Source organism: Nostoc sp. LEGE 12447 (genome assembly GCF_015206985.1).
GTDB lineage: Bacteria > Cyanobacteriota > Cyanobacteriia > Cyanobacteriales > Nostocaceae > Nostoc.
Map to the genome: position 1 here is coordinate 89,390 of NZ_JADEXT010000015.1, position 15,964 is coordinate 105,353.

The window sequence follows — 15,964 nt, forward strand, 5'->3', positions numbered from 1 at the left end:
TCTGCGGTAGTATATTGTTCACTATTATCGAGGGTGGATTGGTAACAATTGAAGAGTTTTAGCTTTCCTGATCCAGTTTTGATAGTTATTTAGAAGTTATGAAATTGAATTGGGAGATTTCTGTAGATGAAGTGAGGCGATTAAAATTGCATTGGTGCTTAATTGTAAAAATGGCTTAATTCATCAGATAAAAACAGAAAATTTCTGTTATTTTACCTTTTTCAACAGAAAAATTTAAACCTCCAGGGCTGGGTTCTTCAACTATATAATTTAAATTGGTAACTTTACCATCTTGAGATATTTCAGTTTTTCCATAGGTTCTAATCACTTTTGATTGTCTGTCACCTACTTTTAGTCCATCTATGGTCGAATATTTAGAACTAGTTGCTTTAATTTGATAAACAGTAAAGTTACCTGGTTTAGCACCTTCATCTAAATCAAGTGTGATGCCTGCATATTTAAGAGTACGAACTTTACCAATAGCAGGTATAAAACCATTTTCTACTTTTACAGGTTTACCTAAAATTTTTCTGACTTGTGCCTCGGACATAGAAAGTTTTACTCCACCTATTCCTAGACGTTCAATAGTTATTCCTGTTGATTGATTATTAGTATTCTGAGAAATTTGATAGTAAGTAGTGGTAGCAGTTACTTGATTATGGGTGTAACTAGTCAAGGGAACAACAAAAGTAGCGATGCCTACGGCGGGCTGCGCCAACGCCAACAAAATTTCTCTTAACATAATTGCATACTCGACTATTTTATACTTACCAAGCTATAACCCCAGCCTGTATATCAGTTTTATCACATGCTTTCTAGTGTGTCTTTATCTTCAATCAATCGATTGATTCTGGATCAGACCTGAAGTCCTTTTAAAATGGAAGAATATAAAGAATTATTGGAATCAATCGTCATGACGTGATTGTAACGAAGTGGACAATTGACAATATCACCGCATGATTGACGCTGGCATTTTGAGCGATCGCAAAGTTGAACTACTCAAAGGAAAAATTGTCGAAATGTCGCCGGAAGTGAAATCCCATGCTTATAGTAGTGGTGAAGCTGGTGACTATCCAGCAAACTTATTGGCTGCTTAACTAAAACTTATCAAGGCACTTTGACAAACAAATACACATCATCACCCTGATATTTAAAATTAAATTTTTGATTATTTTTAAGTTGATTGACCAAGTTAACAGGAAACTCCTGATTACTTCGCAAGCCAGGTTGATGGATATTAAGCAATATATAATCAAAAGCATCTAAATTAGCAGTTGGGAAATCGGCACTGGTCAAAGTAATCAGTTTGCGATGGCTTAAATGAGGAGCAATTTGTGACGTAGTGTAAACACTTCCTTGAGTTTGAACCTGAGTGATCGCTTCTTGTGTAGCTTGATAAGTATTTATAGACACCAAGTACTTACCTCCAAAATGGGTAAATTTTGCCAGACTTAAAAACGCCACCAATGACCACAGGATAATCCCCCGTCTATTTTGTAGCCATCTCCTACCTGCGGCGAGAGTAGAAATTACCGCCAATAACAGGAATGGCATTGCTGGAATAGAGTACTGATGTACCAAGTCTTTTTGAGGTTGGTAATCAGCCAGAATGTTGAGTGCCAAACAAGGAATAGCACCTACTAAAGGCTTTATTCCTTGTAGGGATCAAAAAAGTATTCATCGTGAGTATTTTAGATACATAATTAGCAATATTATTCACTAACCTAATCAGCCTTAAATGTATCGCCCAAATATTGTAAAGCTATTCACAAAAAGAACTATAATTTTCGCACCAAAAGAATGGTTATTTAGCTTGCTGGTAATATCTCTAGTTCTATGGCTGATATTTTTGGGAAACTCCCCTTTACGAGACTGGGATGAAGGTACTTACGCTCTAGTTGCCAGAGAAATTTACCGGACTGGTAACTGGCTTTATCCCACCCTTCAGGGAGAACCATTTTTATTAAAACCGCCTTTGATGCAATGGTTAATTGCTTTGTGCTACCAACTAGGAGGAGTGCAAGAGTTAACCACACGCTTACCTGGTGCGATTTTAACTGCCTTGGGTGTGCCTTTGCTTTATTTAGTGGGGCGTTTGGCTTTTAAACAAAATTTACCTGCTCTATTTGCTGCTTTAGTTTACTTGACAATGTTGCCTGTGGTGCGTCATGGACGACTGGCAATGTTAGATGGGATGACTATTTCTTTTTTCTTATTGCTGTTATTTTGTCTTTTAAAGGCACGTCAGAACCGAAAATATGCTCTAGGTGTGGGATTTTGTTTGGGGTTAATTATTCTGACTAAGGGAACGATAGTTTTACTATTGGGGGCGATAGCCTGTTTATTCTTGCTTGCAGATCGGCAATTAGCTTTGTTGAAAATTCCCTATCTATGGGTAGGAATTTTATTAGGAAATGCTCCTGCGATCGCTTGGTATATTGCCCAATGGCAACATTATGGTAATACTTTTTTAGAGGTGCATTTTCAAGCACAAGCTTTTGACCGCCTTACACAAACTGTTGAAGGTAATAGTGGGCCTGTTTGGTACTATTTATTAGAATTACTCAAATATGGTTTTCCCTGGCTGTTATTTTTACCTGGAGGGCTTTATCTAGCTTGGAAAAAACGTTATGAAACTTGGGGTTCTCTAGTTCTTTTGGTTACAATTATTTACTTAGGAACTATTTCTTTTATGAGAACTAAGCTTCCGTGGTATGTCATGCCTGTATATCCATTTTTAGCCTTGGCAATTGGTGCTAATTTGAGCGAAGTTTGGCAGAATCGTCATTTTCGAGTGCGAAGCTGGACAATATTTTTGGCTATTATTTCTATTGCTGGTTTAGGAGGTTGTGTTTACTTTTTTATTAAGAAACAGCTTATTTTGATAGTCATGAGCATTGTTTTGGTAATAAGTATGGGTATCGCAGCATGGCTAGTTAAACAGCGCGATCGCAACTTTATTCCAGTGTTATTTGCAGGGATGTATTTAGTGTTAACCCTGTTGGTAAGTTCGCAATCATGGATTTGGGAATTGAATGAAGCTTTTCCAGTTAAACCAGTAGCAGCATTAATTCGGGCAAATGTTTTACCAGGAACACAAATTTATACTTCTTTTGCTTATAGTCGTCCTAGTTTAGATTTCTATAGTGATTGCAAAGTAACTGCTACAACTGTGCCACTTCTACAAAAAATGCTATCTAATAAATCTTATTTGCTATTAGACAATGAGGCTTTACAGCAAATAAATTTAACTGGTAGTAAAATTATAGGTGCAGTTAACGGATTTACACTAATTACCAAAAATTAACAAAATAGAATTCATGAGCCAAAATTAATAATTAAGCCTAAGCTACCCAAAGATCGCGGGCAAATCGAATAGAAAATGTAAACATTAGTATTCCAAAAAAGTACATAATTGGGTATCCCCAGCGAGGATACTTAGCAAGTAATAACCCAAATGCTATTGACAGCGATACAATACCGTAAGCATAGCGTTCAGCCGAGGCTGTAATCCCGGTGTTTAAAATCAAAGCGAAGGAAGAAAACCCATAGATAACAGTAACAAGGGGAATTTTAGCGCGTGATAACCATAGTAAATAAATACCGCCAAAAACTAGTGCGATTTTAAATAATTCATCTCCTGTCAATGACCACAACAATAGCCATAAAAAATATACTCCATAGCGGAATTTACTTATTCCCAGATATATACGAAAGCGCCATAATAAATAGCCGCTACCAATAATTATTAAAAATAATAACGGATATAAAGGGTCTTTAATATAACCAGATTTCCAATTAGTGAAACCTACCGTAATTTGCATCAGCATCTTCCACCAACCTTCCCAAGCAAACCCTGTTGCATCACCACGCCACGCTTTTTGTGCATGGATGAAAGCCAAAGCATCACCAAATTTAATTTGACAATAAAGGCTATACAGAGATATACCAAAACCAACAGTTAAACTGGCAATATATGCTTTTATACCTCTACGTTCTTTCCAAGAAACAAATACAAAAGCGGGGATAAGAGCAACTCCAGGTAGTCGGGTTGCTGTAGATAATGCTCCCCAGAATCCTGCCCAAATATATTGCTTTTTATCAAAAGCTCGTAAGGCAGATGTGGTACACAACAAAAACAGACCTTCGGTGTAAATTACAGTTCCATAAAGAGAATAAGGACACCATGCTAAAGTAGCTGTCGCCCATCGTGCTGTGCTTGTGTCGTAAAGCTCCTGCACCCAAAAATAAAGTATGATTAAGGCAGCTAAAAAAGCTGAATTATTAACTAATATACCTGCCACTTTAAAAGGCAAGCCAGTGAACATAACGATCCGGCTTAACAATGGAAATAAAGGAAAAAATGCAACTGTGTGAATTTCCTTTATTTCACTAGAGAAATCATAACCGGAAGTCACAATTTTCTCATACCAAACACTATCCCAAGCATGAAAAACATCCCAACTGAATGTGGCAATAACGCCATTTGATGAACTTGGAAATAATGGGGCAATCAGTAACATAGCGATTACTATTAAAAGTCTACTAGAAAACCACATTGCTATGACAAAAAATAAGCCACCCGGCAAAATTTTTTTCTCTACATTCATTTCTTTTAAATAGATAAATTAACTTTTAATTGATGCATTAGAAATGATGCATTAGAAAAATTCAGCTTTTAATTTTGGATAAATCATGTCACAATTTCGCACAACAAACCAGAGTGTAAAACCTAAAGGTATAGAAAACAATTGGATATATATAGGAGTTCCCAAATAGCCAAAAAATGATGACATTTGTACTACGATAGCTACCCAACGATATTGAGGAAAGTAAAAGGCAAAGATAAGAGAAAATATATCGGTAGGATAGAAATATCTGTCGTGCATCTTGGGTAGGATATATGGCATAAAGAAAACTGATATTGTCGCTAAGTGTATCAGTCTATCTTGAGTAATTTCTAGTCTACTTTTATAGACAATGTATACAAATAAAAATATCGCAGATATAGTTAAGGCTAAACCTATAGGAAAAACAATATTATAAAAATTACTGGGAATCCATTGATAAATATTAGGTGCATTTTTAGTGAGTTCTTTATATTTATTAGCTTGGTTAAAGTAGATTAGCAGCAATTCTGACATTGGTCTGCCTGCAACGTAAGCTGGCAATATTAAAACTACATATACTAATGGAATCAATGGTAAATAATACCAATAAATTCTTTTTTTTAGCAACATTATTAATAATAAAGGTGCTAAAAACATAGCTTGGAACTTAAAAGAAAGTGCTATGCCAAAGCTAATTAATGCTAAAACTTGTTTTTGAAGAGATAAAAAATAAATACAGGCAACCAATCCTGTTGTATAGATAACATCACATTGTCCCCAAATTGCACTATTACAAATAACACTTGGACTCAATATAACTGCCAAAAAAGCAAAAATTGGTATTTTCCCTTTTGGGTATTTTAGTTTGACAATTTTGTAAGTAAAAAAGGCACAAAGAAAATCAACAGTTATAGCAAAAAGCTTGATGGCGAAGATTTTCGGTAATCCAGACAGCAGGGTTGCAGAGATTAAAATCCAGTAGAGGTAAGGGGGTGTGTAATCGGCAAAACTATATTTTAGAGAGCTGAAGCCGCCATGAGAAGCAATGAAATCATACCAAGGCTCTAAAAAATATTTATAATCAAGCGATTTACTCGGAACACAAACTAATCGAATTACCACTGCTAATATAATACCAATAGTAAAGTATCTATTAACCTGGAATGGGAAAGAGTTTAACAGCCTATTGAACTGATGTTTCACCAATTTTAATAATGTATTGCCGGAAGTTTTCGTTATAAATTGTATCAGTCAATTTGGCGGTGTCGAAATATTAAATCAAGAGAAAGCGATTAGAAATCGCGGCTACAAAAAATTTTCCCATCTCGTGGGGTTAAAACTATTGATTTTTCATGATTTTTGTGTATTAGCGTTCGCTTCAGCGTGCCGGAAGCTCTATACTAAGATCCTTCGTTTGTTATTTGAACAATGGATTGGCTAGATTGCGCTAGATAGATACCCACTAAAACTACGGCGAAAGTTGCCCAATCAAACAAACCTACCTGTTCTGAAAAAATGAACCAAGCAAAAATGGAAGCTAAGACTGGTTCGAGAAGAAGTGTGACGGCGACGACGCTTGAGGAGATTCTGCTGAGGCTATAAGCTAAAAGTCCCTGACCCAATACTTGGCAGAAGAGGGCTTGGAAAATGATGAAAAACCAACCCGTCCAGGAATAGGGTAACAGCCGATCTTCCAGGAATGGGAGTACGGGTAGTAGAAACATTGTTGTCACTCCACAGCGCCACAGCATGATAGTTGCCGTGCTAAAACGGGTTCGAAGTCGTTCTATCAGCAGCATACACGTAGCCATGAAAATGGCAGTTAACAATGCTAAGGTATCACCCAGTATTTGATCAGTTGCAAATTGCACCTTATTGAGTTCAAATGCGATCGCTCCTGCCAAGGCTATGACCAGTCCAATCACGAATCTGTTATCGAAGCGCCGACCGAATAACACATATCCAGCCAAAGCAACAAATAAGGAGTTCAAATTAGAGAGTAAAGCAACATTAGCAACACTAGTTTGACTCAGCGACCAAGCCCACAAAAGAAGGTAGGTTCCAGCAGAGGTTCCCATTGCCAACAATAGCCACACTTCTTGACTGGTAAAAGGCTCATTTTCTATAGGTTCATTCTCAGATTGTTGGCTACGGAAAGCCTCAAGTAAATTCCACAAGGCAAAGACAATTGTGGCGATCCAACTGCGATGAAATACTACAGCATTTGCACCAATTTCTTGTTGACATAATTTAGTCAGAGATGGTGCTAAAGATATGGGAATTAGGGCAAATAATAATGATGCAGTTCCTAATAAAGCTGGTGTTTCGGAGAATTGTTGCTTTAGTAATGACAGTTTGCTCGTCATACTTTTAAAGAAAGTGTTAACTATATTTGTAACTGATTTCTGGAACGGGAAATTAACAACACCTTGGCTAGATACGGCTAAGTATAAACCCATTAAAACTACAGCGAAACCTATCCAATTCGAGAAAGTTAATTTTTCCGAAAATATTATCAGAGCGAAAATACCGCTAAATACTGGCTCTAACAGATGCACCAATGAAACAACCACAGAGGAAAACTTGGCAAGGCAATAGGTCAAAAGCCCATGACCTAAAACTTGGCAGATCAGCGCTAAGGAAATTACCCACAGCCACCCACTGACTGTAGAAGGGAAAAGCTGATCTTGAGTAAACAAAAGTACGGGTAAGATAATTAGGGCACTAATCGCACTGATCCACAACTGGATTGTGGCCGGAGAAAATTTAGTTCGTAATTTTTCTACGATTAGCAGGTATCCACTCAAGAAAACCGCAGAAACGATCGCAGCAAAGCCCCCTTGAACTTCGTCTGTGGCGATTTGCAACTCCTCAAATTCTATAGCGATCGCTCCCCCAAGGGCGATGACCATCCCAATCAGGAATTGGCTCTCAAAACTCTTACGATATAACAGCCACACCCCTAAGCTAGTAAATATGGGAGCGAGATTATGTAAAACACTAGAGATCGCAACACTAGTTTCAGTCAGCGACCAAGCCAAAGAGACTAAAGTGCCAGCCCAAAATATCCCAGCGCTTCCCAGTAGCCAGAAATCCTGGCTGGTGTAAAATTGCTGTTCTTCAGGTTTGTCTAAGGAAAGTCGCTGACGTATAGCCTTGTATCCGTTCCAGAGCAAGAAGAACATACTAGCAAGCCACAAGCGATTAAAGACAGTGGCATTAGGGCTGAGTTGAGTTTCGCTCAGTTTCACGAAAATAGAGCCAAAAGAGATGGCACCTACACCGACAAATAATGCAGCTAGGGCTATCTTCCTTTGATTGGATACATTCATTAAGGAATTTAAATTCAACTTCTCACCAATAAAGAATCAAACCTCTAACCAACCCAACGTTCTTGGGCAAATCCTACAGCTATTTTGGCTAGTAGTGTCATAAAAGCGCCCAAGATTAAATATCCCTGACGAGGATGGCGAGATAGCAGCACACCAATGGCTATATTCAAAGGCACAATACCATAAGCGAGACGGCTCAAGGAGATAGTACCTCCCGAAGCTAGCAGCAAACCAATACCGCAAAAGCCATAAATAACGGTAACTGCGGTCAGTTGCGTGCGTAAGCGCCATAACACATAGCCACCACCCAAGACCATGAATAAGTTGAGCAAGTTATTGATCCACTCTTCGCTTGCTAGGAACAACAGAGATAAGAGTAAAGCATAAAAGCTATAGAATAATTTCACAAAATTCAAATGTTGACGGAAGCACCATAAAAGATAGCCACTGGTAACAATCACGCCTAATAACAAGAGATACCAGGGGTCTGCAATCCCACCAGATGGTTTTTGAATCCAACCATATTGCCAGTTTTTTGTGCCAACTATAATTTGCATCAGCATATTTAACCAACCCTGCCAATCAAACCCCAGATTGGGCCGCCATCCTCGTTGTGCTTCGATAAAAGCTAAAGGGTTGCCAAAATAAATCGCACAATAAAAGCTGAATAGAAGTATGCCAGTGGCAGTAACAAAACCAGCAATATAGGCTATGGGTGGTCGGCGTTCTTTCCACGCTGCGATCGCTAATGCTGGAATTAGTGCCATACCTGTAGGACGTGTTGCTGTCGCCATCGCTCCCCAAAGCCCAGTCCAGCCATACTGCTTTTGATCAAACGCCCGCAAAGCCGATGTACTCAAAAACAAATACAGCCCCTCTGTGTAAACCACCCCCGTAAACATGGATGATGGATATAAAGAAACTACAGCAGCAGTCCAGTGCGCCGCATTGATACCATAATGCTCCTTAACCCAAAAATACAAACAGTAAAGCGCTGCGAAAAATGCCAGATTGTTGACTAACGTACCTGCTAATTCAAACGGCAAGCCCAGTTTCATCAAAACCCAGATGCTTAAGGGAAACAGGGGAAAGAAGGCAAGATTATGTTGCTTACCGTCATTCACAAATTCATATCCAGAAGTTGCGATCGCTCGATAATGCATACTATCCCAGGCATCAAAAACCCCCCAGCCAAAATGAGGCAAAAATTCTTCTGGTGGTAACGGTAGTTTTGGCGCAACCAGCAACATAGCAGTCCAGATGAATATTCGACTGGCAAGCCATATTGCTGCTGGAAATAGGAAATCATTTTTCCATAAAACTTTTTTTATAACTATTTGAACTTTGACCATAGGGTTGAGTACTTCAACAAACTCCTTTCTGCATCCTTTTACCTATGGCTGTAACACAGCAATTTATGAGTAACATTTTGCATATTAAATCCTCCACCAACATAATTAACAAACTGGACAAATTAGCAATTAATTGAAATTATTTCCTATTTGGTTACTTTTGCCAATTCTCTCAGAGTTTATCTTTAAAAATATAGTATTTATAAGTACATTTTTTGTCTAGTTATATGAAATTTGAGCAAATTTAGTACTTTATGGCTAGCAGTCTATGGAGTTAAAATCAACCGATTGGGGTTGGCGCAGCCAGGAAAGCATGGATAAATTTCCCTTTGTATCCCCGATCTCCCCCTCACTGAGTCTCTACTTGTCTGCGTCAGTGTATCGATTATAGTGGTTGCTGTTATGAAAGAGTCCCCAGCAATTTATAGTGGGAGTTGTCTGTAAATCCTTAAGCAATTGTGAAAGCGATTACTCTTGTTGGTTCCACTGGTTCTATTGGTACTCAGACTTTAGATATTGTCACTCAGTACCCAGATCAGTTTCGGATTGTGGGATTGGCAGCTGGGAATAATGTAGAGATGTTGGCTGCTCAAATTCGGCAGTTTAGACCGAAAATAGCAGCAATTTGCTCAGAAGATAAATTACCAGCGCTCAAAGAAGCAATCATTGACCTCGATCCCCAACCGATTCTACTGGCTGGTGAGGCTGGAGTGATAGAAGTAGCTCGCTATGGCGATGCTCAAACTGTTGTCACTGGGATCGTTGGTTGTGCTGGTTTGCTACCCACGATCGCAGCTATTGAAGCAGGTAAAGATATTGCCTTAGCGAATAAAGAAACCCTGATTGCTGGGGCCCCTGTGGTTCTACCCTTAGTCGAAAAACATGGTGTAAAATTACTCCCTGCCGATTCTGAGCATTCAGCAATCTTTCAATGTCTCCAAGGTGTGCCAAAATCTGGCTTGCGAAAAATCTTGCTCACTGCATCTGGTGGGGCTTTCCGAGACTGGGATGTAGAAAAGTTAGCAGATGTAACCGTTGCTGACGCTCTCAAGCATCCTAATTGGTCGATGGGGCGGAAAATCACAGTAGACTCTGCTACTTTGATGAATAAAGGACTGGAAGTAATTGAGGCTCACTTCCTGTTTGGGTTGGATTATGACAATATCGAAATTGTCATTCATCCCCAGAGCATTATTCACTCGCTGATTGAACTGCAAGATACTTCCGTTTTAGCCCAACTCGGTTGGCCTGATATGCGCTTACCCTTACTGTATGCTCTATCTTGGCCCGATCGCATCTATACCAACTGGGAACGACTAGATTTAGTCAAAGCTGGAAATTTAACCTTCCGGGAACCAGATCACCAAAAGTATCCTTGTATGCAGTTGGCTTATGCTGTGGGTAAAGCTGGTGGTTCGATGCCAGCTGTGTTAAACGCTGCAAATGAGCAAGCTGTAGCTTTATTTTTAGATGAAAAAATTCGCTTTTTAGATATTCCCCGGTGTATCGAATTGGTGTGCGATCGCCATCAAAATGATAACCGGGCAAATCCCTCTTTAGATGACATTTTGGCAGCAGATAAATGGGCAAGACAAGAAGTTTTAACAGCGACTGAAAAATTAGAAACTCACTCGCGGATAATTTCTCTGCGATAAAAACCTTCAATCAGATACCCAAAAGGCAGATTTTCTGGCTTTTGACCAATTCTTATTTAGCCTTCGGCATTAGCCTGAAGGCTAACAGCTAAATTCATTTTTTCCCATCCTCTACCATGTGTTACTAGACTCTTTATCTGAAAAACCTATTGATTAACTAGAGACATTTGTTTTTGGCTTTTCTAATAAGAAAATAATTCCTAAAACCGGGAAAAGTAAAGCGATTAGATGCGTTACTTTAAAGCCTCTTGCATCTATTCCCAATGAGCCTAATAAAGATGGCTGGATGATTGAATAAACATTACCAAAAATATACCAACTATAGATTCCCAGTGTAATCCATTTTGCCCACATCTTTTCTTGAAATATTCCAACTATTGCGGCAACCGCCACCACAGAAGCGATCGCTAGAAAAAATATTGTAGCAAAAGATGTCTCACCACCAGCAGTCTGACTTCGAGTTATAATCCAATTTATCATTGCACCAGTTGCACAAGCTAGGGCAACTAACAATAAATATACTAGGCTGTACCACTTTCCAAGTTTGGTATATATTTTTGTGGTCATACGTTCTACTTTGAGCCTTTTGATTCGTTAGAAATCGAACAAAATATATCTTTCTAAAAATATAACGGTTACATTATTGTAATGATTAATACAAAGCTGCCAGTAAAAAATATTGCATAAATTCTGCCAAATTGCCAAATAAGTTGCCTCTCATCTGAATTATTGTCTCATTTTCAGATAATATGACATTGGTACAGTTAGACAAAAAATTTTGGCTTTAGTAGCTATTTAAAATTAGGTCTAATAGCTTTAGCACTAGTAATTTTTAGTTCAGATAAAATTACCCTTTCTGAATAAATATCCTTTCAGGTAAGGGCTATTGTTAAGGAATTTATATATTATGATTGCTACGTTGATTGTAGCTTGGATTGTCTTCGTAATATTGTGGAAGTTGTTGAAAGCCACTCTGAAGAACGCATTAACCATTGCCGCAATTCTGATTTTATTAAACATTAGTTTTGGCATTACTCCGCAAGATATTTGGCATCACATCATGCAGTTTACTCAAAGTTTATCAAATATCCAAAGTGGCAAGTAAAAAGTAAGATTAATTATATTACTAGACAAGTAGAGGCAATTCATGAATTGCCCCTACTTTAGCAACTTATTAAGGATAGTCAAACTCTGACATAGCGTACTCCTCAATCATTATTTAATGCTGAAATCTTGGCTAATGCATCCTTAAAACTTGGCGGCAACTGACGCATAATCTTGCCTCTTTCGCGATCTAAAGCTACTAAAGTCACCTTGGCAGTAACGTATAATTCTTGCCCATCAGTTGAGACAATGGCATAATCCCAATTAATTCGGACACCTGTTACCTCAGCCATGCGCGTTTTTACTACCACTGCCATACCCAATTGAATTGAACGATGATAACGCAACGACAGCTCTACAACTGGTAAATCACAACCTATCGCAACTAAATCAGCAAATTCAATCCCTATAGATCGCAAGCATTCAATCCGCGCTTCTTCCATCCAAGCTAGATAAGAACCGTGCCAGACAACACCAGCATAGTCAGTGTGGTGGGGTTGCACTCTTAGAGGATATTCAAACCAATTCCCAAATTCATGACTTGATGGATTGTCAAGGGCAGTGGTGGGTGGTAATTTTGGTTGGCTGGGTTTTTCTTGTGACATTTTCACTTTTTTAAGCACCTATAAATTTTTCAAATATGGAATAGCATAAAAATTAATTGCGTTCCATAACTTATTGATTTAATATTTACACTTCCGAGTATAGGGAGTGTTTTGTTATGCAGCCTAATCTCCGGTATGTTAGTCTTATTACTTTAACTCTACTTAGTTTACTCGGTTTTGGGATGGCATACCCAGACAATAACCAGGTAAGTACAAATACAAGGTTGAAATACAACTTTGGAGAAAAAGCTCAAGCTTTACCCCAGAATAATCAGCTTTTAGAAATTGAAAGGCTCAATGAAGAAGCTATCAAAGAATCTCGGCAAGGTCAATCGGAAGAAGCGTTGCAGAGATTACAGCAAGCACTAGCCATTACAAGAGAACGTGGAGAGCGCTCTTGGGAAGCGGTAACATTCAATAACATCGGCAGAATCTACCAAAGTCAAAGAAAGTATCCTGAAGCACTTCAATTCTATCAACAAGCCCTATTAATTAATAGAGAACTTGGCGATCTTGTTCGACTTGGCAAAACCTACAGTAACATAGGTTACTTATTTGATATCCAAAATCAACCAGAATTAGCAATTTTTTTCTACAAGCATTGCTTAATTAATCGTGAAAAAGCTCGCTTGAATCCATCAGCACTGAGTGCGCCACAACCAAATGCTTACAGCATAACTGTTAGCCAGACATATCGGATTTTGGGTGAACGATTGCTCAAACAAGAACGTGTTGCTGAAGCACAAAGGACAATGGATTTACTCAAAGTTGAAGAACTAGAAGAATATCTCCAGGCTGTGCCAGGTAATAAACGTACTGTCAAAGGTATTAATATAGCAGCTACAGAAAAACCAATTAAACAAAAGTTGGATCAAACCTTGGATAGTGCTGTTGCGTTGGGTAAAGAACTGACAAAACTACGGAAAATTTCTCCCAAGGAGCGATCGCTCGAACAAAAACAACGCATCGAGCAATTAGTCTTAAATCAACAGCAACTTTTGGATAAATTTAATGAATTTATCAATAGTCCTTCAGTGAAAGCACAGATAGAGCAAATTAGCCGTACAGCTAGGCGGCAAAATTTAGATTTGGAGAATCTCAACGAACTTCGGGATAATTTGGCGAGATTGCCTCAAAAATCTGCAATCCTCTATCCACTGATTTTAAAAGATAGCTTGGAATTGGTATTAGTCACTCCTGAATCCCCACCGATTCATCGCACTGTTGCTATAAAACGCGAAAACCTCCATCAAACAATTGCTGCTTTCCGCCAAGCTTTAATCAACCCCAGCCGGAATATCAAAGCACCTGCACGCCAATTGTATGACTGGCTAATTAAACCTATAGAAAAAGACCTGAAGCAATCAGGTACACAAACTCTGATTTACGCTCCAGATGAGCAGTTACGTTATATTCCTTTAGCAGCTTTATATGATGGCAAACAATGGCTAGTGCAGCGTTTGGGTGTCAATCACATTACATCTGCCAGTCTGACTAACTTAAATACCCCAAAAGAATCTACTTTGCGGGTTTTAGCTGGTGCTTTTACTAAAGGCAATTATCAAATTAAAGTTGGGAATCGACAGGTTGCTTTTGCTGGTTTGCCCTTTGCAACGCAAGAAGTGGAAAACTTAGCTGCTACGGTTCCTGAAACTACGAAGCTTTTAGACGATGCTTTTAGCCCCAAAGTCGCTGTACCCCAAATGGATGATTATACAATTGTCCATTTAGCGACTCATGCAGCCTTTGTAGTCGGTAAACCAGAAGATTCGTTTATTTTATTCGGAAATGGCGATCGCGTTAACTTGAGAAATGTCGCCACTTGGTCACTCCCCCATGTAGATTTGGTAGTGTTGAGCGCCTGTGAAACCGGCTTAGGAGGTAAGTTAGGTAACGGTGAGGAAATTTTGGGCTTTGGCTATCAGATGCAACAAACCGGCGCAAGAGCCGCGATCGCCTCGCTGTGGTCTGTAGATGATGGTGGGACACAAGCGCTTATGAGTGCTTTTTATGGGATACTTACCACAGATAAGTTGACTAAAGCTGAAACCTTACAGCAAGCCCAAGTCTCATTAATTACTGGAGACTGGAAAATAAGAAGCCGCAATGTACCCGTGGCAGCAGTTAGTAATTTTAGCCACCCGTACTACTGGGCATCCTTTATTTTAATTGGCAATGGACTTTAGGTGTTGATCGTTTCCCATCTCTGTCAAAGGATGGCTTGTTCAACTTTGTGGCTGATTGCCACCGAGAAAATTCATTAAAAATTCATAATTCATGACTTATAATTCATAATTTTTTTATGTAAATAGGTTTTAATCCAAGCATAATTATGTTGGTTGCTTGATAGTTGCAATTTTTCTTAACCTATTTTTTAGTTAGGAATTATGAATTAGTAATTACTAATTATTATGTTGATTCTGATTAACAGTGCTTTTTAACTTTCAGCTAAAAGCTCAAAATCAGGCTCGTGAGGTTTTAGCAGATAGAAAAAATAGGCGATGGGCTACGAGCCAATCACTTGATGGTAATGGAGAACAGACTACTAAGAGCGATCGCTAACTAAGCCATCATTACCAATTACCGATAATCGATTTCTAATTTGCGATCGACCTCTGGAACCTTAATATTTCTTGGCAAGAATTTTAGAGTCTGTATCGGTTTGCATAGATTGCTTGACAAGATCAGCCAGTTCGTCCAGTTGGCTAATTGCCTCTGCGCCTTCTAGCTTCATTAATTCGCGGTCATCCCGCATTTCCGTCCAAGTAATCCCGTAATCGGACACCAAAAACCGAATCAGGTGGTTATCACCCAAGCTAACCATAAACGATGCACTATTCATTTGGTCGCCACAGGTATAACAAGAAGCAGGATACCCGCGCCGCTCTAATACGACCGCCAAGGCTTGCAGGTTCATTACCAAGTCTTGGACGAATTGTCGATGTTGATGTGCTAGTCTCAGAAACACTTTTGTCCTCCAGACACCACAGTCATTTGAGTTTCTTTTATATTTTCTTTAGATTTTCTCATCCACTGGTATTGTAAACTATTCACTACAATTACCAGACAGATAATATTGAGTCGTTAATTGACTACCTTGTTTAGGGTAGTAGATCAAGGTTTTGAGCGCCGTATCAAACTATTCAGTTTGCAAATTAAAAATCTCGGACAGAATTGCTAAATTTAACTATATCTTTATACACTTCTGTCAGGGTAGATTCTTACATGAAGCATTCCGCTTTAAGAGTAACTTAAATCTAGCACTAGTCAAGTACAGAAAAGCTTCATATTTAGTTTTTACGGATG

At 38.7% G+C, this 15,964-nt stretch carries 15 protein-coding genes; 6 read left to right on the forward strand and 9 right to left on the reverse strand.

Translation table 11 applies throughout. From position 1 onward, the window contains the following. Positions 1–175 precede the first annotated feature (175 nt). Entirely contained in the window at positions 176–742 is a 567-nt protein-coding gene (locus tag IQ274_RS17090; RefSeq protein WP_194142943.1) for a hypothetical protein, read from the reverse strand. A 214-nt stretch (positions 743–956) separates the two neighbouring features. Here IQ274_RS17090 and IQ274_RS17095 point away from each other — a divergent pair, with 214 nt between their 5' ends. Next, positions 957–1,097, forward strand: a complete 141-nt coding sequence (locus IQ274_RS17095) for a hypothetical protein (protein ID WP_416209840.1) — start codon at positions 957–959, stop codon at positions 1,095–1,097. A 10-nt stretch (positions 1,098–1,107) separates the two neighbouring features. On the opposite strand, the gene IQ274_RS17100 is transcribed toward IQ274_RS17095, so the two are convergent. Beyond that, a complete protein-coding gene (locus IQ274_RS17100; RefSeq protein ID WP_194142971.1) occupies positions 1,108–1,653 on the reverse strand; it encodes a DUF2079 domain-containing protein in 546 nt (181 codons plus the stop codon). 85 nt (positions 1,654–1,738) lie between these two features. On the opposite strand from IQ274_RS17100, the gene IQ274_RS17105 reads away from it, so the two are divergent. Continuing rightward, positions 1,739–3,307 carry an ArnT family glycosyltransferase gene (locus IQ274_RS17105; protein WP_194142944.1) on the forward strand — a complete coding sequence of 523 codons (1,569 nt, stop codon included), beginning with the start codon at positions 1,739–1,741 and terminating at the stop codon, positions 3,305–3,307. 37 nt (positions 3,308–3,344) lie between these two features. On the opposite strand, the gene IQ274_RS17110 is transcribed toward IQ274_RS17105, so the two are convergent. The 4 genes from IQ274_RS17110 to IQ274_RS17130 form a co-directional block, all read right to left on the reverse strand. Further along, positions 3,345–4,610 (reverse strand): mannosyltransferase family protein, encoded by a 1,266-nt coding sequence (locus tag IQ274_RS17110; RefSeq protein WP_194142945.1) that lies wholly within the window; start codon positions 4,608–4,610, stop codon positions 3,345–3,347. A gap of 51 nt (positions 4,611–4,661) precedes the next feature. Next, positions 4,662–5,732 carry a hypothetical protein gene (locus IQ274_RS17115; protein WP_322745238.1) on the reverse strand — a complete coding sequence of 357 codons (1,071 nt, stop codon included), beginning with the start codon at positions 5,730–5,732 and terminating at the stop codon, positions 4,662–4,664. A gap of 278 nt (positions 5,733–6,010) precedes the next feature. Continuing rightward, positions 6,011–7,942 carry a DMT family transporter gene (locus IQ274_RS36585; protein WP_228058233.1) on the reverse strand — a complete coding sequence of 644 codons (1,932 nt, stop codon included), beginning with the start codon at positions 7,940–7,942 and terminating at the stop codon, positions 6,011–6,013. 44 nt (positions 7,943–7,986) lie between these two features. Further along, positions 7,987–9,294 carry a mannosyltransferase family protein gene (locus tag IQ274_RS17130; protein ID WP_194142946.1) on the reverse strand — a complete coding sequence of 436 codons (1,308 nt, stop codon included), beginning with the start codon at positions 9,292–9,294 and terminating at the stop codon, positions 7,987–7,989. Positions 9,295–9,752: 458 nt separating this feature from the next. On the opposite strand from IQ274_RS17130, the gene dxr reads away from it, so the two are divergent. Further along, a complete protein-coding gene (dxr, locus tag IQ274_RS17135) occupies positions 9,753–10,949 on the forward strand; it encodes a 1-deoxy-D-xylulose-5-phosphate reductoisomerase (protein WP_163927224.1) in 1,197 nt (398 codons plus the stop codon). 153 nt (positions 10,950–11,102) lie between these two features. On the opposite strand, the gene IQ274_RS17140 is transcribed toward dxr, so the two are convergent. Continuing rightward, positions 11,103–11,516: a DUF2127 domain-containing protein gene (locus IQ274_RS17140; protein ID WP_194142947.1), complete on the reverse strand. Its 414-nt coding sequence runs from the start codon at positions 11,514–11,516 to the stop codon at positions 11,103–11,105. Between the two features lie 340 nt (positions 11,517–11,856). Between IQ274_RS17140 and IQ274_RS17145 the strand changes: the two genes are divergently transcribed. Beyond that, positions 11,857–12,054 (forward strand): hypothetical protein, encoded by a 198-nt coding sequence (locus IQ274_RS17145; protein WP_114083805.1) that lies wholly within the window; start codon positions 11,857–11,859, stop codon positions 12,052–12,054. A gap of 103 nt (positions 12,055–12,157) precedes the next feature. Here the strand turns inward: IQ274_RS17145 and IQ274_RS17150 are convergent, their stop codons facing one another. Further along, positions 12,158–12,658: an acyl-CoA thioesterase gene (locus tag IQ274_RS17150; protein ID WP_163927320.1), complete on the reverse strand. Its 501-nt coding sequence runs from the start codon at positions 12,656–12,658 to the stop codon at positions 12,158–12,160. A gap of 116 nt (positions 12,659–12,774) precedes the next feature. Between IQ274_RS17150 and IQ274_RS17155 the strand changes: the two genes are divergently transcribed. After that, on the forward strand, positions 12,775–14,844 hold the full coding sequence (locus IQ274_RS17155; RefSeq protein WP_194142948.1) for a CHAT domain-containing protein: 2,070 nt from the start codon (positions 12,775–12,777) through the stop codon (positions 14,842–14,844). A 244-nt stretch (positions 14,845–15,088) separates the two neighbouring features. Beyond that, positions 15,089–15,220 (forward strand): hypothetical protein, encoded by a 132-nt coding sequence (locus tag IQ274_RS37380; protein WP_265578549.1) that lies wholly within the window; start codon positions 15,089–15,091, stop codon positions 15,218–15,220. A gap of 61 nt (positions 15,221–15,281) precedes the next feature. Here IQ274_RS37380 and IQ274_RS17160 read toward each other — a convergent pair whose 3' ends face one another. Further along, complete coding sequence (locus IQ274_RS17160) at positions 15,282–15,626, reverse strand: DUF1815 family protein (RefSeq protein WP_012412199.1); 345 nt, start codon at positions 15,624–15,626, stop codon at positions 15,282–15,284. Between the last annotated feature and the right edge of the window lie 338 nt (positions 15,627–15,964).

What these genes read in the sequence shown, in the direction of transcription:
- IQ274_RS17090 (WP_194142943.1), bottom strand. Translation starts at nt 742, where the DNA reads ATGTTAAGAGAAATTTTGTTGGCGTTGGCGCAGCCCGCCGTAGGCATC.
- IQ274_RS17095 (WP_416209840.1), top strand. Translation starts at nt 957, where the DNA reads ATGATTGACGCTGGCATTTTGAGCGATCGCAAAGTTGAACTACTCAAA.
- IQ274_RS17105 (WP_194142944.1), top strand. Translation starts at nt 1,739, where the DNA reads ATGTATCGCCCAAATATTGTAAAGCTATTCACAAAAAGAACTATAATT.
- IQ274_RS17110 (WP_194142945.1), bottom strand. Translation starts at nt 4,610, where the DNA reads ATGAATGTAGAGAAAAAAATTTTGCCGGGTGGCTTATTTTTTGTCATA.
- IQ274_RS36585 (WP_228058233.1), bottom strand. Translation starts at nt 7,942, where the DNA reads ATGAATGTATCCAATCAAAGGAAGATAGCCCTAGCTGCATTATTTGTC.
- IQ274_RS17130 (WP_194142946.1), bottom strand. Translation starts at nt 9,294, where the DNA reads ATGGTCAAAGTTCAAATAGTTATAAAAAAAGTTTTATGGAAAAATGAT.
- IQ274_RS17140 (WP_194142947.1), bottom strand. Translation starts at nt 11,516, where the DNA reads ATGACCACAAAAATATATACCAAACTTGGAAAGTGGTACAGCCTAGTA.
- IQ274_RS17145 (WP_114083805.1), top strand. Translation starts at nt 11,857, where the DNA reads ATGATTGCTACGTTGATTGTAGCTTGGATTGTCTTCGTAATATTGTGG.
- IQ274_RS17150 (WP_163927320.1), bottom strand. Translation starts at nt 12,658, where the DNA reads ATGTCACAAGAAAAACCCAGCCAACCAAAATTACCACCCACCACTGCC.
- IQ274_RS17155 (WP_194142948.1), top strand. Translation starts at nt 12,775, where the DNA reads ATGCAGCCTAATCTCCGGTATGTTAGTCTTATTACTTTAACTCTACTT.